At 72.6% G+C, this 17,321-nt stretch carries 15 protein-coding genes and 2 tRNA genes; 2 read left to right on the top strand and 15 right to left on the bottom strand.

The annotated features are described in order from the left end of the window. Nucleotides 1-23 precede the first annotated feature (23 nt). Genes AB0302_RS10175 through AB0302_RS10185 form a run of 3 tightly spaced genes read right to left on the bottom strand, consistent with a single transcriptional unit; the run spans nucleotide 24 to nucleotide 4,542 of the window. Nucleotides 24-1,409, bottom strand: coding sequence for an NAD-dependent succinate-semialdehyde dehydrogenase (locus AB0302_RS10175; protein ID WP_366371843.1), 1,386 nt, complete (start codon nucleotides 1,407-1,409; stop codon nucleotides 24-26). After that, the gene (locus tag AB0302_RS10180) at nucleotides 1,406-3,019 is read right to left on the bottom strand and encodes an APC family permease (RefSeq protein ID WP_366371845.1); all 1,614 of its coding nucleotides are present in this window, start codon (nucleotides 3,017-3,019) and stop codon (nucleotides 1,406-1,408) included. The genes AB0302_RS10175 and AB0302_RS10180 overlap by 4 nt, the downstream gene beginning before the upstream one ends. Beyond that, nucleotides 3,016-4,542, bottom strand: a complete 1,527-nt coding sequence (locus tag AB0302_RS10185) for an NAD(P)/FAD-dependent oxidoreductase (protein WP_366371847.1) — start codon at nucleotides 4,540-4,542, stop codon at nucleotides 3,016-3,018. Before AB0302_RS10185 ends, AB0302_RS10180 begins: the two co-directional genes overlap by 4 nt. Between AB0302_RS10185 and AB0302_RS10190 the strand changes: the two genes are divergently transcribed. Then, nucleotides 4,502-5,239, top strand: a complete 738-nt coding sequence (locus AB0302_RS10190) for a TetR/AcrR family transcriptional regulator (RefSeq protein WP_366371849.1) — start codon at nucleotides 4,502-4,504, stop codon at nucleotides 5,237-5,239. The genes AB0302_RS10185 and AB0302_RS10190 overlap by 41 nt on opposite strands. Before the next feature lie 40 nt (nucleotides 5,240-5,279). Here the strand turns inward: AB0302_RS10190 and AB0302_RS10195 are convergent. The 12 genes from AB0302_RS10195 to AB0302_RS10250 form a co-directional block, all read right to left on the bottom strand. Beyond that, nucleotides 5,280-5,355, bottom strand: a tRNA-Ala gene (locus AB0302_RS10195). Between the two features lie 221 nt (nucleotides 5,356-5,576). Further along, a tRNA-Ala gene (locus AB0302_RS10200) sits at nucleotides 5,577-5,649 on the bottom strand. Nucleotides 5,650-5,769: 120 nt separating this feature from the next. Further along, a complete protein-coding gene (locus AB0302_RS10205) occupies nucleotides 5,770-6,495 on the bottom strand; it encodes a histidine phosphatase family protein (protein ID WP_366371851.1) in 726 nt (241 codons plus the stop codon). A gap of 7 nt (nucleotides 6,496-6,502) precedes the next feature. After that, the gene (gene rsfS / locus AB0302_RS10210) at nucleotides 6,503-6,922 is read right to left on the bottom strand and encodes a ribosome silencing factor (protein WP_248114941.1); all 420 of its coding nucleotides are present in this window, start codon (nucleotides 6,920-6,922) and stop codon (nucleotides 6,503-6,505) included. After that, nucleotides 6,919-7,572 (bottom strand): nicotinate-nucleotide adenylyltransferase, encoded by a 654-nt coding sequence (gene nadD, locus AB0302_RS10215; protein WP_366371854.1) that lies wholly within the window; start codon nucleotides 7,570-7,572, stop codon nucleotides 6,919-6,921. Before nadD ends, rsfS begins: the two co-directional genes overlap by 4 nt. A gap of 2 nt (nucleotides 7,573-7,574) precedes the next feature. After that, nucleotides 7,575-7,802 (bottom strand): hypothetical protein, encoded by a 228-nt coding sequence (locus tag AB0302_RS10220; protein ID WP_248114942.1) that lies wholly within the window; start codon nucleotides 7,800-7,802, stop codon nucleotides 7,575-7,577. A 78-nt stretch (nucleotides 7,803-7,880) separates the two neighbouring features. Next, complete coding sequence (locus AB0302_RS10225; protein ID WP_366371856.1) at nucleotides 7,881-9,200, bottom strand: glutamate-5-semialdehyde dehydrogenase; 1,320 nt, start codon at nucleotides 9,198-9,200, stop codon at nucleotides 7,881-7,883. A 51-nt stretch (nucleotides 9,201-9,251) separates the two neighbouring features. Continuing rightward, the gene (gene proB / locus AB0302_RS10230; RefSeq protein WP_298713439.1) at nucleotides 9,252-10,466 is read right to left on the bottom strand and encodes a glutamate 5-kinase; all 1,215 of its coding nucleotides are present in this window, start codon (nucleotides 10,464-10,466) and stop codon (nucleotides 9,252-9,254) included. Nucleotides 10,467-10,469: 3 nt separating this feature from the next. Continuing rightward, a complete protein-coding gene (obgE, locus tag AB0302_RS10235; protein ID WP_298713436.1) occupies nucleotides 10,470-12,029 on the bottom strand; it encodes a GTPase ObgE in 1,560 nt (519 codons plus the stop codon). A 149-nt stretch (nucleotides 12,030-12,178) separates the two neighbouring features. Beyond that, nucleotides 12,179-12,436 carry a 50S ribosomal protein L27 gene (gene rpmA / locus AB0302_RS10240; protein ID WP_319074922.1) on the bottom strand — a complete coding sequence of 86 codons (258 nt, stop codon included), beginning with the start codon at nucleotides 12,434-12,436 and terminating at the stop codon, nucleotides 12,179-12,181. 51 nt (nucleotides 12,437-12,487) lie between these two features. Next, a complete protein-coding gene (rplU, locus tag AB0302_RS10245) occupies nucleotides 12,488-12,793 on the bottom strand; it encodes a 50S ribosomal protein L21 (protein ID WP_248114951.1) in 306 nt (101 codons plus the stop codon). 227 nt (nucleotides 12,794-13,020) lie between these two features. Further along, nucleotides 13,021-16,113, bottom strand: coding sequence for an Rne/Rng family ribonuclease (locus AB0302_RS10250; protein WP_366371860.1), 3,093 nt, complete (start codon nucleotides 16,111-16,113; stop codon nucleotides 13,021-13,023). A gap of 398 nt (nucleotides 16,114-16,511) precedes the next feature. Between AB0302_RS10250 and AB0302_RS10255 the strand changes: the two genes are divergently transcribed. Then, the gene (locus AB0302_RS10255; protein ID WP_366371862.1) at nucleotides 16,512-17,198 is read left to right on the top strand and encodes a vitamin K epoxide reductase family protein; all 687 of its coding nucleotides are present in this window, start codon (nucleotides 16,512-16,514) and stop codon (nucleotides 17,196-17,198) included. Nucleotides 17,199-17,321: the final 123 nt, after the last annotated feature.

Consider the following 17,321-nt stretch of genomic DNA (forward strand, 5'->3'; position numbering starts at 1 on the left):
GGGCCCGTCGTCGTCGTGGGGTGTCAGTCCTGGACGAAGTACATCTGCTTGTTGACGAACTCGTCCATGCCGAGCGGGCCGAGCTCGCGGCCGAAGCCGGAGCGCTTGACGCCGCCGAACGGGATCTCCGCCCCCTCGCCCGCCGGCGTGTTGACGTTGGCCATGCCGACCTCGAGCTGCCGGGCGATCCTCTCGGCCTGGGCCTCGTCCTGGGAGAACACGGCGCCGCCCAGGCCGTACTGGGAGTCGTTGGCGAGGGCGAGCGCCTCGTCCGCGGACTCCACCTTGTAGACGACGGCGACGGGGCCGAAGAGCTCCTCGCGGTACGCGTCCATCTCGGAGGTGACGCCCGTGATCACGGCCGGGGCGAAGCGGGCGCCCGCCTCGTCCGTGACGGTCCCGCCGACGTGGACGGTCGCGCCCTGCTGACGGGCCCGCTCCACCTGCTCGGCCAGGCCCTCGGCGGCACCGCGCGAGGACAGCGGGGTGAAGACCGTCGGGTCCTCGTCGGCGGCCTCCCCGGGCTTCATGGCCTCGGCCAGGGACACCAGCTCGGCCACGAAGGCGTCATGGATGTCCGCCGAGACGATCATGCGCTTGTTGGAGTTGCAGGCCTGGCCCATGTTGTACATGCGGGTCGCCCACGCGGTGCGGGCGGCCTCGGCCGGGTCCTCGGCGTCGAGCACGATGTACGGGTCCGAACCGCCGAGCTCGAGGACAGCCTTCTTGAGGTGCTGGCCCGCGAGCGCGCCGATCACGGAGCCGGCCCGCTCGGAGCCGGTCAGGGAGACGCCGGCCACGCGCGGGTCGGCGATGAACTCGGCGATCTGGTCGTGCGTGGCGAAGACGTTGGTGTACACGCCGGCCGGCACGCCGGCGTCGTCCATGATCTGCTGCACGGCCAGGGCCGAGCGCGGGCAGATCTCGGCGTGCTTGAGCACGATCGCGTTGCCGAGCATGAGGTTCGGCGCGGCGAAACGGGCGATCTGGTAGTACGGGAAGTTCCACGGCATGACGCCCAGCAGCACACCCAGGGGCAGGTGGCGGATCATGGCGCGGCCGCCCTCGAAGGTCTCGATGGGGCGGTCCGCGGCGAGGGTGGGGCCCTTGTCCGCGAAGTAGCCGAAGATGGCCGAGCTGAACTCCGCCTCCTCGACGCCCTCGGTCACGCGCTTGCCCATCTCGGTGGCGATGATCTGCGCGAGCTCGTCCTTGCGCTCCTCGAAGAGGTCCGCGACCTTCTGCACGATGGTGGCGCGCTCCTGGATGGGGCGGGCGGCCCACGCACGCTGGGCGGTCTCGGCGGCGGCCAGCAGCTGGTCGACCTCACCGTCGGCGAGGGCGGGGAAGGTCTGCACGACCTGGTCGGTGCTGGGGTCCTGCACGCGATAGCCGGTGGGGGTGCTCATGAGTGGGTCCTCTCGTTCGGGTCCCGGACCACGGCAGTGCCGTCGTCGTCCGGACGGATGATCGGGATGGGTCGGGTCGAGTCCGTCCGCGGCAGCGTCTCCCCCCGGAAGTAGGCGGGGTGGCGCACGCGCGTCCAGAGCATGAGCGCCACGCCGATCAGCAGGACGCCCGTGCCCAGCACGAACACCGTACCCACTCCGAACACCGATGAGCCCGATCCGTAGTCCGGGTCCATCGAGTCCATCGCGGTGCGCAGGAACATCACCAGGAGGGTGACGCCGCCGATCAGGGGCGCGACGAGCCGGTAGAACACGGCGCGCGGGGAGGCGAACCACTCGCGGCGGAAGTACCAGACGCAGGCCAGGGCGGTGATCCCGTAGTAGAAGCAGATCATCAGGCCCAGCGCCGTGATGGTGTCCCACAGGGCGTTCTCCGAGATGAGGCGCGTGACGGCGTAGAACACGGCGGCGCACGCGGCGCAGACCCAAGTGGCCACGGAGGGGCTGCGGTGCCTGGCGCTCACGCGGGCCAGGGCCGGCGCGACCGCGTGGTAGAAGCCCATGGCCAGCAAGGTGCGGGCCGGGGCCACCATCGTGGACTGCAGGGAGGCCAGGGATGACACCAGGACGGCCATGAACATGAGGATCGCGAACGGCCCCATGATCGGTCCGCCCAGGACCGCGAAGAGCGACTCCTGGTTGTCCGGGTTTCCCGCGCCCAGCTCTCCCGTGCCGACGCCGGCCCACATGATCACGCCGAGCGCCACGAGCACGTAGATCGCGATGATGGTGACCACCGTGAGGGACCCGGCGCGCCCCGGGGTCTTCTCCGGGTCCTTGGTCTCCTCGTTCATGGTGAGGGTGACGTCCCAGCCCCAGAACAGGAAGATCGAGAGGGAGACACCGGCCGCCACCACGGAGAAGTCGCCCACGGCGAAGGGGTTGAACCACTCCCACTGGAACGGGGTCACGTCGAAGCCGGTGCCGCTCGAGGCCTGCACGATGGCGGCGATCGCGAAGCCGCCGAGGGCCACGAGCTGGAACACCACGAGCACATACTGCAGGTTCTTGGTGGCGTCCATGCCGCGGTAGGAGATCCATGCAGCGGCCGCCAGGTAGACCAGGGTGAGCGGGATGTTGATCCACAGGTTCGTGGTGAGGTCCGCGATCTCGGGCCGGCCCGTGACCTCGGCCAGGAGCAGGAACGTGAAGTCCACGCCCACGGCGGCGAGGTTGGACAGCACGATCACGGACGCGGCCACGAGCCCCCAGCCGCCCATCCAGCCGACGTAGGGGCCGAAGGCCTGGGTGGCCCATGTGAAGGACGTGCCGGAGTCGGGGACCTTGTTGTTGAGCTCCCGATAGCCGATGGCCACCAGAAGCATCGGCAGGAAGCCGAGCAGCAGGATCGCCGGCACGAACGTGCCGACGGTGCCGATGGTCGGGCCCTTCTCGGCCACGCCCGTCTGGGCGGGTGCGCCGGGGTTCAGCAGGGAGACCTGCTGCACCTCCTTCGTGCTGGGGTAGGCGAGCTCGTGGTGGTGGCCCGGTCCGTCCGCCGCGTGGCTGCCGTCGGCGTCGTCGCGGGGGCCGCGGGCGGAGGAGCTCATGCCTGACCCTCCCGGTGCACGATGGCCTGCGCGGCAGCCTCGCCCATGCGGACGGCCCCGTCGACGTGCTGGTAGCCCTCGGCCGCGATGTCCGAGCACGCGAAGTGGATCGGCCCGACCGGCTGGTTCTGCAGGTGGCCCCAGCGGGAGAGGCCGCCGAGGTCATAGCTCGTGGCGTACGCGCCGCGGGTCCACTCCTCCGCCGCCATGTCGGAGAGGAAGAACGCCACCGGCTCCTTGGCCTTCGGGCCGAGGTACTCGGCCATCGCGGCCAGGATCTCCTCGCGGCGCTCGGCCTCGGGCAGCTCCCACATGCGCTCGGCGTGCACGTCGGAGACGAAGCCCACCATCGTGCCGAAGGAGTCCTCGATGCCCGCCTCGCCACCGGCGTCGTTGACGCCGCGGTTGGTGTTGTCGTAGAGCTCCTGGACGAGGCGGCCACCGCCGAAGCACGTGCCGGAGAGCCCCTCCTCGCGCCAGAACGGCGTCTCGTACACGGCGTGCACCTTGATCACGAGGCCCATGGAGAGGTGCTGGTGGGCCACCATCTGCCGACGCGGCAGCGGCGGGACATAGGAGATGCGCGAGTACAGGTTCGGCGGCACGGCCAGGACGGCGTAGCGGGCCTCGACCTCGAGCCCGTCGGTGACGGCCAGGACGCGGCCGGGGCCGCCGTCGTGCTCGACGCCGTTGCGCACGTCCGCGGCCACCGCGTTCTTGGCGTCCGCGGTGGCCTCGTCGGGCTCGGCCCAGTGGAGGGTGCGTACGGGTTGGCCGAGGACGACGTCGTCCCCGAGTGTCGCGGCCATCGCGCGGGACACGGACTGCATTCCGCCTTCGACACGCCGGTCCAGGATGAAGTCCTCGTCCACGAGGTTCGAGAAGGAGCCGGCGGAGGCGGCCATGAGCACGGCCTGCAGCAGCGAAAACGTGCTGGAGGGCTTGGTGAGCATGCCCGAGGCGACGTAGATCGAGACGTTGTCGATCGCCTCCTGGTCATCGCTCAGCGAGGCCAGCCACATGCGGAACGGGATGGCGTCCAGCTCAGCGGCCCGCGGATGGGCCCACGGCTCCGTGGCGCCGATCTCCGCCGCGAGCGTGTCCAGCTCGGCGATGAGTCGGTCCATCTCGGCCTGGGTCCGCGCGGAGACGGGCATGTCGCCGTCATGCACGTGACGCTCGCCGTCCGGGGAGAGGTACACGGACTTGCCCTCGCGGTACCGCTGGAACGTGGGCAGGCCTAGCTCCTCCACGAGGGAGATCAGTCGGGTCTGGTCAGGAGAGATCCACTGACCGCCGATCTCGATGAAGTGGTCGCGGCCCTGCTCGTCCTCGACGAGGCCGTTCCACGTCCGTCCGCCGACGCGCTCGCGCGCTTCGAGGACGGTGACGGACAGGCCGGCCGCCGTCGCCGTGCGGGCGGCCATGAGGCCGGCGGGACCGGCGCCGATGACGACGACGTCGCACGTCCGGCGTGGACGAGTGAGAGAGGAACCCGACTCCCCCGCCGCGGCCTCCGGCACCGGCCGCCGTCGAGGCCGCCCCCGGCACCAGGCCGCCACGCGCGAGGGCATCGCGACGGCTGCCCTCGAGGTTGCACGGTCACACGGCTACGAGAGGCTCACGATGGCCGCGGTGGCCCGTCGCCTCGGCGTGGCGCCGAGCGCCCTGTACAACCACGTGACGGGCAAGGCGGACCTGCTCGCGCTCCTGCAGGACGAGGTCATGGGCGAGGTCGAGGTGGACGGGCTGCGCGCCGCCGTGGCCGGCGAGGTCCCCGTGCGGGAGGCCGTGCGCGACTGGGCGCACTCGTACCGGCGGGTGTTCGCCGGCCACACCCCGCTCATCCCGATGATCGCGACCCTCCCCATCGCGGGTGCCGAGCAGACGCAGCGCATGTACGACGCGGTGGCGGCGGCCCTGGGCACCGCAGGCGTGGCCGAGACCGAGGTGCTCCCCCGCATCATCGCCCTGGAGTCGTTCATCTACGGCTCCGCCTTCGACGTCCACGCGCCGGCCCACCTCTTCGAGGTCGCCGCCGCGCCGGGAGAGCTGCCGGCATTCCAGGCGGCGGCCGCCGCCTGCCGGCGCGACATCGGCATCGGCATCGACGGGAGCCACGCGACCGACGAGGGTCCCGCCGTCGGGACGCTCGGGGTGAACCCCTACGCGGACGATCCGTTCGAGACCGGTCTCGAGCTGCTGCTGGCGGGGCTCTGAGACGACGAAGGCCCCGGTCCACGTGGACCGGGGCCTTCCCTGGTGGAGGTAAGGGGATTCGAACCCCTGACCTTCTGCATGCCATGCAGACGCGCTACCAACTGCGCCATACCCCCAAGTCAGGTGCTTTCCCACAGCGGTGAACCGCCGGAAGCACCAGGACAGCATAGCGGCCCTGGAACCTCGGCTGCAAATCGACGCCCACGGGGCAGCGCCGGCGAGCGGGCAGTCGTGCCGGTCCGGGCATTCCAGGCCGCAAGAGCCGAACGGGCGGTCTGCCCCGGGCCCCAACGACGACGAAGGCCCGGTCCTGAGGGACCGGGCCATCGCTCTTCGGTGGAGGTAAGGGGATTCGAACCCCTGACCTTCTGCATGCCATGCAGACGCGCTACCAACTGCGCCATACCCCCGAGAGCCGGTGTTCCCCGCGACGTTTACGAATCGTTTCCGTTCCGTTCGCCTCGCTGGCAACTCGACCACTGTACACCGGCCGGGACGGCGGGACAAATCGGCCCCGGCCCCGGCCTGGATCACACGTTGTAGCCGAGCAGCTCCCACGCACCGTCGCCTGTCGTGCGGGCAGTGCCCGCAGGATCGTGCACGCCTCCCCCGTCGAAGGATCCCTCGAGGACGGCCGCCCGCGCGTTCTCGAGGCGGGCGAGCGCGGCGAAGCGATCCCCCTCCAGGCCGAGCAGCTGCCCCACCGCGGAGCGGAGCACTGCACCGTGGGCGACCACCAGGACGGTCCGCGTCGGGTCGTCCGCCGGCCCGGCCGCAGGACCGGCCCCGCGACCGCCCGCGGTGCCGGTGGTCCATGAGGCGGGCACGTGGGCGGCGACGGCCCGGAGCACCCGGGCGCCGCCGTCGCGCAGCACCTCGCCGCCCACGGGCCCGGCGTCGAGGGACGGCACGCGCCGCCACGCTTCGTGCTCCGCCGGCCAGCGCTCGGCGATCGCGGAGAGCTCGAGGCCCTCCCACTCGCCGCCGTGCAGCTCCATGAGCTCGGGATCCAGCGCCAGGTCCACCGCGCCGACGGCGGCCTCGAGCACGATGCGGGCGGTCCGCTGCGCCCTGGACAGCGGGGAGGAGACGGCGACGAGTTCGTCGGCGTCCTGGAGGAGGTCCCCCACCGCTCCGGCGGCGGCCGAGCGGGCCTGCCGCTCGCCCACGGCGTTGAGGTCGACGTCGGTGCGGCCCTGGTACCGATCGAGGGCGTTCCAGTCGGTCTCGCCGTGACGCAGGAGGATCAGGCGCACGGGCGGCTCAGTACTGGTGGGCGGCGTCCGAGGCCTCACCGGCGGCGTCGGGCCGGGTGGCCTCCTCGGGCAGGCCCAGGTCGATGGCCGGGCTGTCCTTCCACAGGCGGTCGAGCGCGTAGAACTCGCGGTCCTCCCGGTGCTGCACGTGCACCACGAAGTGCCCGTAGTCGAGGAGCACCCAGTGCCCGTCGGAACGGCCCTCGCGGCGCAGCGGCTTGAGCTGCTCGTCCTTCAGCAGGGCCTCCTCGACGCCGTCCACGATGGCGTTGACCTGACGCTCCGAGGCGCCCGAGGCGATGAGGAACGCGTCCGTGAGGCCGAGGCGCTCGGCCACGTCCACGGCCACGACGTGCGTGGCCAGCTTCTCCGCGGCGGCCGCGGCGGCCACGGTGAGGGCGTCGAGGGTGGTCTGGGGAACGGTCACGGTGCTCCTTGAGCCTGGGGGTCGATGTCGAACGCGGGGTGCGCGTCGTCCTCGGGCTGGTAGAGCCCGTACTTGTTGATGTACTGCACCACGCCGTCGGGCACGAGGTACCAGACGGGACGGCCACGGGCCACGCGCGCGCGGCAGTCCGTGGAGGAGATGGCCATGGCCGGGATCTCCATGAGGGAGATGTCGTCCTTGAGGCCGAGGTCCGTGAGGTCGTGGCCGGGCCGGGTGACGCCCACGAAGTGCGCGAGGTCCCACAGCTCGTCCACGTTCTTCCACGTGAGGATCTGGGCGAGCACGTCGGCGCCCGTGATGAAGAAGAGCTCGGCGTCCGGGTTCAGACGACGCAGGTCGCGCAGGGTGTCCGCGGTGTAGGTGTCGCCCGGGCGGTCGATGTCCACGCGGGACACCGTGAACCGCGGGTTGGAGGCCGTGGCGACCACGGTCATGAGGTAGCGGTCCTCGGCCGGGGAGACCTTCTTGTCCGACTTCTGCCACGGCTGGCCGGTGGGCACGAAGACGACCTCGTCGAGGTCGAACTCCGCGGCCACCTCGCTGGCCGCCACGAGGTGGCCGTGGTGGATCGGGTCGAAGGTGCCGCCCATGATGCCGAGGCGGGGACGCCGTCCGGCGTCGGCGGACACGATCAGTGGCCGGCGCCGTGCGAGCCGGTGGAGCCGTGCCCGCCGTGGCGCTGCACCGTGGTGGTGGGCTCCGGGTGGCGCAGGGACACGGACCGCATGGACATGATGGCCAGCAGGGAGGCCATCAGCAGCAGGAACATGATGATCCCGTACCAGATGGCGGGAATGGGCAGCTCGTGGACCACGTGGTGGCCCTCCGCGGCGGCCAGGATCAGTGCGCTGTTCAGCATGGGTGCTCCTCGGTGCGTGGGTGCGACGGCCGGGTCCATGCCCCGGCCAGGGTGTGCCTCAGTCCATCCTAGCGGCGGTCAGCGCCGGATCTGGCCGTCGCCGCGCAGGATCCACTTGGTGGTGGTCAGCTCCTCGAGGCCCATGGGTCCGCGGGCGTGCATCTTCTGCGTGGAGATGCCGACCTCCGCGCCGAGGCCGAGCTCGCCGCCGTCGGTGAACCGGGTGGAGGCGTTGACGATCACGGCGGCCGCGTCGATCTCCGTCACGAAGCGGTCCGCGTTCGCGAGGTCGTTGGTGACGATGGCCTCGGTGTGCCCCGTGGACCAGCGGCGGATGTGCTCCATGGCCTCGTCCAGGGAGCCCACCGTCTTCACGGCCATCTCCATGTCCAGGTACTCGCGGCCCCAGTCCTCCTCGGTGGCGTCCAGGGCCGTGCGCGCCGCCGGCCCGCTGTCCGCGGCGTCCGGCAGCCAGGCGCGGGCCCCGGCGTCCACGTGGAGCAGGACCCCGGCACGCGTGAGGGCGCGCAGCACCTCGCGGCCCGCCGCCTCGGCGTCCTGGTGCAGCAGCAGGGTCTCGGCGGCGTTGCACACGGAGGTGCGGTGCGTCTTGGCGTTCAGGGCGATGTCCGCCGCCATCTCGACGGGCGCGGAGGCGTCGATGTAGAGGTGCACGTTGCCCTCGCCGGTCTCGATGACGGGGACGCGCGACTCGCGGACCACGCGCTGGATCAGCTCCCGGCCGCCGCGCGGGATGAGCACGTCCACGGAGCCGTGTGCCTCCATGAGGGCGGCGACGCCGGGCCGGCCCAGGTCGTCGATCCCCTGGATGAGGTTGGGGTCGAACCCCTGGGCGCCGACCGCCTCCCGCAGGACCTGGACCAGGACGGTGTTCGTGCGCTCCGCGGCGGAGCCGCCCCGCAGGATCACGGCGTTGCCGGACTTCAGCGCGATGCCGGCGATGTCCACGGTGACGTTGGGACGCGCCTCGTAGACGGCGCCCACGACGCCGAGGGGCACGCGCACCTGCTGCATGCGGACGCTGTTGGGCAGGCTGCGGCCGCGCACGACCACGCCCACGGGATCGGGCAGCGCGGCGAGGTCCTCCAGAGCGACGGCGAGGCCCTCCAGGCGGTCGTCGTCGAGGGTGAGGCGGTCCAGGAGGGCCGCCGTCGTGCCGGTGGCCTTCCCGCGCTCCACGTCCTCCGCGTTGGCCGCCAGGATGGCTGGGCCGTTCGCGCGCAGGGCGGAGGCGAGGGCCAGGAGCGTCTCGTCCTTGCGGGCACGGCCGGCGCGGGCGAGCTCGCCGCACGCGGCCCGCGCCCACGCGGACCGGCTGCGGATCGCCTCCACGACGTCGGGGGCGGGCTGCTGCTGGGCGTTCTGCTCCGTGTCCATGCCCGCCACCCTAGCGAACGGGGCGGCGGGCACGCAGGGCGCGGCTCGCGCTCAGCTGTAGGCCGCGTGCGAGGGGGCGAGCCGGACCCAGTCGTCCGCGTGGACCACGACGCCGTCGTAGCCTGCGCCGAGCTCCTCCTTCAGGACGGCCGTGGAGCGGCCGAGCATGCGCGGCAGCTGGGACGCGGAGTACTGGACGAGGCCGCGGGCCCGCACCCGGCCGTCCTGATCCGCGATCTCGACGACGTCGCCGGCCGTGAACTGCCCGGAGACGTCCGTGATGCCGGCGGCCAGGAGCGAGCGCCCGCGGTCGATCGCGCCGGCGACCGCGCCGTCGTCGATGGTGAGGCGGCCCCGGACCTCGGCCGTGAGGCCGAGCCACGCGGCGCGGGCCGAGCGCCGCCGGCCGGCCACCTCGAACCACGTGCCCACGTCCTCCCCCGCGAAGGCGGCGGCGGCGTTGGGCGCCGAGGTCAGCAGCGTGGGGATGCCCGTGGTGGCCGCGATACCGGCGGCGTCCACCTTGGTGACCATGCCGCCCGTGCCGACGCCGGCGGAGCCCGGGGTGCGCACGTCCACGCCCGCGAGGTCCTCGTCCGAGGAGACGGTGGCGATCCGCCGCGAGTCCGGCAGCGACGGGTGCCCCGTGTACAGCGCGTCCACGTCCGAGAGGAGGACGAGCAGGTCCGCCTTCACGAGGTTGGCGGTGAGGGCGGCGAGGCGGTCGTTGTCGCCGAAGCGGATCTCGCGGGTGGCCACCGCGTCGTTCTCGTTGACGATCGGCATGACGTCCATCGTGAGCAGGCGGGCCAGCGAGCGGTGCGCGTTGATGTACTGGCCGCGGCGCATGAGCTCCTCCGCCGTGAGCAGCACCTGGCCCACGGTGGTGGCGTGCCGGGCGAAGCTCTGGGAGTAGTGGGCCATGAGGCTCCCCTGGCCCACCGAGGCGGCCGCCTGCTGCGTGGCCGTGTCCTTGGGGCGGCGGGTGAGGCCCAGCTGCGGGAAGCCCGCCGCGATCGCGCCCGAGGAGACCAGCACCACCTGCGTGCCGCGGGAGCGCAGGTCCGCGATCACGTCCACGAGCGCATCGATCGCCTCGGTGTTCAGGCCGGTCGGCGTGGTGAGGGAGGACGAGCCGATCTTGATGACCACGCGCCGCGCGGCCGGCAGGGTCTCCCGCGTGGTCACGGGGTTGGCCTTGGGGTCCTCCGGCCCGCCCGTGGCGGGCGTGGCGTAGCGGGTGACGACGGTGCGGCGTGCAGACATGGGTCAGTCCTCTCGGTCGGGGTCCTCGGTCTCGTCCACGGTCCAGAGGCCGGTGCGCCGCTCCGCCTCCATCTCAGCCCGCGTGGCGGCACGGGCGGCCCGGCGCTGGTCCTGCTCGGCACGCTTCTCCGCGCGGGTGGCGCGGCTGCGCTCGTCGAGGCGGAGGTCGGTGCCGCGCGGGCCGGCGAGGAGCTCGGCGCCGGCGGACAGGGTGGGCTCCCAGTCGAAGAGCACACCGGACTCGTCGTCGCCGATCACCACGGCGTCGCCCGGCGTCGCGCCGGCCTTGAACAGGCCGTCCTCGACGCCGAGGCGCTGCAGCCGGTCCGCGAGGTAGCCCACGGCCTCGTCGTTGACGAAGTCGGTCTGGGCGACCCACTTCTCGGGCTTCTCGCCGCGCACGCGGAACAGGGGCTTGAGGTTGCGCTCCTCGCGGACCACGGTGAACTCCCCGCGCTCGCCCTTGCGGTGGAAGCGGCGGGGCACCTCGACGGGCGCGGGCGCCTCCGGCTCGGGGACCCGCTCGCGGGCCTGCGTGACCAGGTCGGCCATGGCGTACTTGAGGGCCTCCAGGCCCTCGCGGGCCAGCGCGGAGATGTCGAAGACCCGCAGGCCGCGGCCCTCGAGCTCGGCGCGGACCATGTCCGCCATCTCGGCGCCGTCCGGCAGGTCGGTCTTGTTCAGCGCCACGAGGCGGGGGCGCTCGTTGAGCGGCACCACGCCGTCGCCGCCCTGGGAGAAGACGGGCTCCACGGCGTACGCCTCGAGCTCGGCCTCGATGGCCTCGAAGTCGGCGATCGGGTCGCGGTCCGGCTCGATCGTGCCGCAGTCCAGCACGTGCACGAGCGCGGCGCAGCGCTCCACGTGGCGCAGGAACTCGAGGCCGAGGCCGCGGCCCTCGGAGGCTCCGGGGATGAGGCCCGGCACGTCCGCCACGGTGTAGCGGACCTCCCCGGCCTGCACGACGCCGAGGTTCGGCACGAGCGTGGTGAAGGGGTAGTCCGCGATCTTGGGGCGCGCCGCCGAGATCGCCGCGATGAGCGAGGACTTGCCCGCGGAGGGGAACCCGACCAGGGCGATGTCCGCGACCGTCTTGATCTCGAGCGAGAGCTCGCGGCTCTCCCCCGGCAGGCCGAGGAGCGCGAAGCCCGGGGCCTTGCGCTTGACGGAGGCCAGCGCCGCATTGCCGAGCCCGCCCTGACCGCCCGCCGCGGCCACGTAGGTGGCACCCTCCCCCACGAGGTCCGCCACGATGTTCCCGTTCTCGTCCTTCACCACGGTGCCGTCCGGCACGGGCAGCACGAGGGACGTGCCGTCCTTGCCCGCCCGGTGGTCGCCCATGCCGGGCTGGCCGTTCTCCGCGGAGCGGTGCGGGGCGTGGTGGTAGTTGAGCAGGGTGGTGGTCTGCGAGTCCACCACGAGGGTGATGTCGCCGCCGTCGCCGCCCTTGCCGCCGTCGGGACCGCCGAGGGGCTTGAACTTCTCACGGTGCACGGACACGCACCCGTGCCCGCCGTTGCCGGCGGTGAGGTGGAGGACGACGCGGTCCACGAAGGCTGCCATGGGGAGGATCCTGACGGTGGGAGAGAAGGGGTGAGACGACGACGGCGGGAGCGGGTCCTGAGAACAGTGACCCGCCCCCGCCGGGGCGTCAAGCCGCGCGGACCGCCTCCGGGTGGGAGGCGTGGCCCGCGCTCAGGCCGCGAGTGGGATCACTCGGCGGCGGCGACCACGTCCACGACCTTGCGGCCGCGGCGCTGACCGAAGGACACGGAGCCGGCCGACAGCGCGAAGAGCGTGTCGTCCTTGCCGCGGCCCACGTTCTGGCCCGGGTGGAACTTGGTGCCGCGCTGGCGGACGATGATCTCGCCGGCGTTGACGTCCTCGCCGCCGTAGCGCTTGACGCCGAGGTACTGGGGATTCGAGTCGCGGCCGTTCTTGGAGGAACTGCCGGCCTTCTTATGTGCCATTGCTGTTGCCTAACCTCTCGGATGCTCGGGGTGCGCGAAGCCGGTGACGGCTCAGGCGATCCCGGTGATCTTGACCGTGGACAGCTCAGAGCGGTGGCCCTGGCGCTTCTTGTAGCCGGTCTTGTTCTTGTACTTCTGGATGACGATCTTCTTGCCGCGGGAGTGGGAGACCACCTCGGCGGTCACCTTCACACCGGCGGCGTCGGCGCCTGCCGTGACCTTCTCCCCGTCCACCAGCATCAGAGCGGGCAGCTCGACGGAGCCACCGGTCTCAGCGGGGACGCGGTCAAGGGTAACGAGGTCTCCGACGGAAACCTTCTCCTGGCGGCCGCCAGCGCGGACAATCGCGTACACCACTTGGGACTCACTTCTCTCGACGTTTCAATGGATTCGGCTGTGTTCTCACACCCGTACCTCGACCGCAGCGTGCGCCCGGGTACGACGGTCCCTCACCGGGACATGCAGGAGCGTGCGGGCGGTGAACACCGATTGTTCATCATACTGCGTCCCCCGCACCCGCACCAATCGCGACACGCTCGGCGCGTCGCGCCCCCGAGAGGGGCGACGCGCCGAGCAGCGGCCCGTCAGCGTCGGGCCAGGTCCGCGGCCTTCACGCCCACGCCCAGCATGACCGGGGCCGGGGCCTCCGCGGCGGTGCGCTCGGTCGGCGCAGCGGCGGCCGAGGCGGTGAAGCGGCTCCCGGTGGCGGCGGCCGAGGCGTCCTGCACCTCCACCTGGACGCCGTCCGAGGAGACGGCACGCCGCGAACGACGGCGGGCCGGACGCTCGGCGGCGGGCGCAGCGGGCACAGCGGGCTCGGGCACGACGGGCTCGGGCGCCTGGGCGGGTGCCGGCTCGGCGACCGGCTCGGGCGCCTCCGCGGCCACGGGCTCCGGGGCCCGGGCGGCCACCGAGGCGGGCGCCTCCGCGCCGCGGCGCTCGAGGGCATCCTCCAGGCTCTTCAGCTCTGCGGCGGGACGCACGGCACCGTCGCTCGAGGCCCGGCGGGACCGCCGACGACGCGGCACGGGGACGTCCTCGCCGTCGAACGTGATGACCCCGGAGACCTCACGAGTGGCCTCGGAGGGGGCGTCGGGGGCCGGTGCGGCCTGAGCCGGGGCAGCCGTCTCCGGCTCCTCCGAGGTGTCCGTGACCGCCGAGGCCTCGGCCTCGGTCTGCTCGGGATCCTGGGGAGCCCGCGGCGCCTCCGGGGCGGAGCGGTCGGCGTCCGCGCGGCGCGAACGCCCGCGCCCGCCACGACGACGGCGGCCTCCGGAACGGCCCTCACCCTCCTCCTCGGCGGCGGGGGCCTCCGGGGCCTCCGCCTGGACGGGCTCTGCGGCAGGCTCCGACTCGACGGGCTCGGCCTGGGCGGGCACGCCGCCGGCCGGCTGGACGTCCGCCGTCGTCGCGGACTCCTGCTCCGGGGCGGCCTCGCGGGCGTCCCGGCCGGAGTCGGTGCGCTCGTCGCCGGACGGGCGGGAGCCGTCGTCGCCCCCGCGGCCGCGGCGGCCTCCACGGCGCCGACGGCGGCGGCCGCCGTTCTCCTCGTCGCCCTCGGTCTCGGCGTCGGCGCTGTCGCGCTCGGGCCGGGTGCCGCGGTCCGACTCGACCGGCGCGGACTCCTCGTCCTCCGGTTCCTGCCCTCGCTGGTCATCGGAGGCCGGGGCGGCATCGGAGGCGGCTTCGACGGGGGCCTCCTCGATCTTGCCGGACGCCTTGGCGATGGAGTGGAGGGCGGCGCGGGCGGCGGCCGCCCGCTCGCGGCGCTGACGGGCCTCGTCCGAGGCCTCCTCATCGGGCTCGCCCGTGGTCGACTCGTCGTGCGGCGCGTCCACGTCGGAGCCGCGACGGCGCTTGCGTCGTCGGCCCTCGCCCTCGGAGCGCGGCTCCGCCTGGACGCGGCCCTTCTCGACCGGCGCGTCGTGGATGAGGATGCCGCGGCCGGCGCAGTGCTCACAGGTCTCGGAGAACACCTCGACGAGGCCGGTGCCCATGCGCTTGCGCGTCATCTGCACGAGGCCGAGCGAGGTGACCTCGGCCACCTGGTGCTTGGTGCGGTCACGGCCGAGGCACTCGACGAGGCGGCGCAGGACCAGGTCCCGGTTGCCCTCGAGCACCATGTCGATGAAGTCGATGACGATGATGCCGCCGATGTCCCGCAGACGCAGCTGGCGGACGATCTCCTCGGCCGCCTCGAGGTTGTTCTTGGTGACGGTCTCCTCGAGGTTGCCGCCCGAGCCCGTGAACTTCCCGGTGTTGACGTCCACCACCGTCATGGCCTCGGTGCGGTCGATCACGAGCGAGCCGCCGGAGGGCAGGTAGACCTTGCGGTCCAGGGCCTTGTGGAGCTGCTCGTCCACGCGGTGCGTGGCGTACAGGTCCTCGCCCTCGAGGTCCTCGGGGACCCAGTGGTGGAGGCGGTCCAGCAGGTGCGGGGCCACGTAGGTCACGTAGGCCTCGATGTTGTCCCAGGTCTGCTCGCCCTGGACGATCATCGCCGAGAAGTCCTCGTTGAAGACGTCGCGGACGGTCTTGATGGTCAGGTCCGGCTCGGCGTACAGCAGCTCGGGCGCCAGCACCTTGCCGGCGGAGGCCCGGCCCTCGATGCCCTCCCACTGCGCGCGGAGGCGGTTGATGTCGTTCTGCAGCTCCTCCTCGGAGGTGCCCTCCGCGGCCGTGCGCACGATCACGCCCGCGTCCTGCGGGAGGTGGTCCTTGAGGATCTTCTTCAGGCGGGCGCGCTCCACGTCGGGGAGCTTGCGGGAGATGCCGGTCATGGAGCCGCCGGGCACGTACACGAGGTAGCGGCCGGGCAGGGAGACCTGACTCGTCAGGCGGGCGCCCTTGTGCCCCACCGGGTCCTTGGTGACCTGCACCAGGACGGTGTCCCCGGACTTGAGCGCGTTCTCGATCTTCTTCGGCCTGCCGTCCAGCTGCGCGGCGTCCCAGTTGACCTCGCCCGCATACAGCACGGCATTGCGGCCGCGGCCGATGTCCACGAACGCGGCCTCCATCGAGGGCAGCACGTTCTGCACCTTGCCGAGGTACACGTTGCCGATCATCGAGTCCTGGGTCGTGTTGGAGACGAAGTGCTCCGCGAGCACGCCGTCCTCGAGCACGGCGATCTGGATGCGGCTGTCCCGCTGGCGCACGAGCATCTTGCGGTCCACGGACTCGCGGCGGGCCAGGAACTCGGCCTCGGTGATCACGGTGCGGCGGCGGCCGCCCGAGCGGGAGTCCCGGCGGCGCTGGCGCTTGGCCTCCAGGCGGGTCGAGCCCTTGACGCCCTGGACGGTGTCCGAGCGCGTGGCCTCGGCCGCGGCGGCGCGGGGGGCGCGCACCCGGGTCACGGTGTGCTCCGGGTCGCCGTCCTCACCGCCGTCCAGCTCCATGTCGACGGCGCCGCGGCGGCGCTTGCGACGGCGGCGGGAGACGGCCGGGCGGTCCCCGCGATCCTCGGACTCGTCACGGTCGTCCTGGTCGTGGTCCTCGTGGCCGCGGTCCTCGTCGTCGTCCGCCGCGTGCTGCGGACGCGCGGGACGCGTCCGCAGCACCTCCATCACGTTCTCGGGGACCGCGAAGGGGTCACGGGGATCGAACAGGACGGTCTCGCCCGACACGGGCTGGGATGCGGAGCGTTCGTCCGCGGGGGTCTGGTTCTCATTGGCCGCCATGGCAGCACCTCCCGCCGCCCGTCGGCGCCACACGCACCGCCGGCACGGCGTGTCACGGACCGCGCCCCGGCCGCGTTGCCCCGCGGGCGCTCGCGCGCCCGGGGTGCGCCGGGAGGCGGTCACCGAGAGAAGTCGTCTGGTGAACGGGTCCGGGGCCCCGGGAGGGGTCCTGGGCCTGAACCGCTGTGTGCGCCGAACCGGGCCTGCTCGATGGCTGGTTCGCCGATCGGCGCAGGGGCGGCATCGGATCGACCGAGCCGACCTCGGCACGGGGACACTCCCCGCGGCCGACGCGACGGCGGCGGCCCGTCGTCGGGCGCACAGCGGGACGGCCCGTGGTGTGGGCACGGGACGGCCGAGCCGATTCTCTCACACCGGCGCGGAACTAGACTCGGGACATGCCTGGTTCCTCCACCCGCGGCGCCCTCGACGCCCCCACCGCGTCCGCCTCCCCCCACGCCGACCGCGACCTCGACCTCGACCTCGACCTCGACCTACCCTGGTACGCCCGCACCCGGGGAACCGCGTGGATGCTGCTGGTCACGTCGCTCATCGCGATGGCGGCGACCGTCGTCATCATCATCGAGCGCTCCATCCTGGCCGCGGACCCGACCCACCGCACGAGCTGCGACCTGAACCCGTGGGTCTCGTGCGGGCAGGTCATGCAGTCCTGGCAGGCGCAGACGTTCGGCTTCCCCAACACGTTCATCGGCGTCGTGGCCTTCTCCGTGCTCATCACCGTCGCCATGTCGCTGTTCGCCGGCGCTCGCTTCGCGCGCTGGTACTGGCTGCTGATGAACGCGTGCATCCTGGCCGGCTTCGCCTTCTGCGTGTGGCTCTGGCACTCGGCCGTGTACGACATCGGGACCCTCTGCCTCTACTGCATGGTGGTCTGGACCATGGTGACCGTCCAGCTCGGGCTGATCACGTCGCGCACCATCCAGACGGGCGCCCTCGGGAGCGGCTCGCCGCGCGCCGCGGCCCTCGCCCGGGACCTCACGTGGCCGTTCGTCGTGCTCGTCCTCCTCGGCGTCGCGGTGTCCATCCTGCTGGAGATGGGCCTGGGAGTCCTCGGCATCGGCTGAGGGCCCGGCATCCCCTGCACATGCGACGGCGCCGCTACCTGGCGTACGTCGACGGCGAGGCGGTCGGCTACGCCCGCGTCCTGATCAACCACGTCGACGACCCTGACGCGGCCGCCCTCAATG

Origin of the sequence: Micrococcus sp. NPDC078436 (genome assembly GCF_040702705.1) — a bacterium.
GTDB lineage: Bacteria > Actinomycetota > Actinomycetes > Actinomycetales > Micrococcaceae > Micrococcus.

Bases quoted from the DNA above. Each gene is read 5' to 3' on its own strand.
- AB0302_RS10220 (WP_248114942.1), bottom strand. From the start codon at position 7,802: ATGCTGAACAGCGCACTGATCCTGGCCGCCGCGGAGGGCCACCACGTG.
- obgE (WP_298713436.1), bottom strand. From the start codon at position 12,029: ATGGCAGCCTTCGTGGACCGCGTCGTCCTCCACCTCACCGCCGGCAAC.
- AB0302_RS10225 (WP_366371856.1), bottom strand. From the start codon at position 9,200: ATGGACACGGAGCAGAACGCCCAGCAGCAGCCCGCCCCCGACGTCGTG.
- AB0302_RS10255 (WP_366371862.1), top strand. From the start codon at position 16,512: ATGCCTGGTTCCTCCACCCGCGGCGCCCTCGACGCCCCCACCGCGTCC.
- rpmA (WP_319074922.1), bottom strand. From the start codon at position 12,436: ATGGCACATAAGAAGGCCGGCAGTTCCTCCAAGAACGGCCGCGACTCG.
- AB0302_RS10250 (WP_366371860.1), bottom strand. From the start codon at position 16,113: ATGGCGGCCAATGAGAACCAGACCCCCGCGGACGAACGCTCCGCATCC.
- AB0302_RS10175 (WP_366371843.1), bottom strand. From the start codon at position 1,409: ATGAGCACCCCCACCGGCTATCGCGTGCAGGACCCCAGCACCGACCAG.
- AB0302_RS10180 (WP_366371845.1), bottom strand. From the start codon at position 3,019: ATGAGCTCCTCCGCCCGCGGCCCCCGCGACGACGCCGACGGCAGCCAC.
- proB (WP_298713439.1), bottom strand. From the start codon at position 10,466: ATGTCTGCACGCCGCACCGTCGTCACCCGCTACGCCACGCCCGCCACG.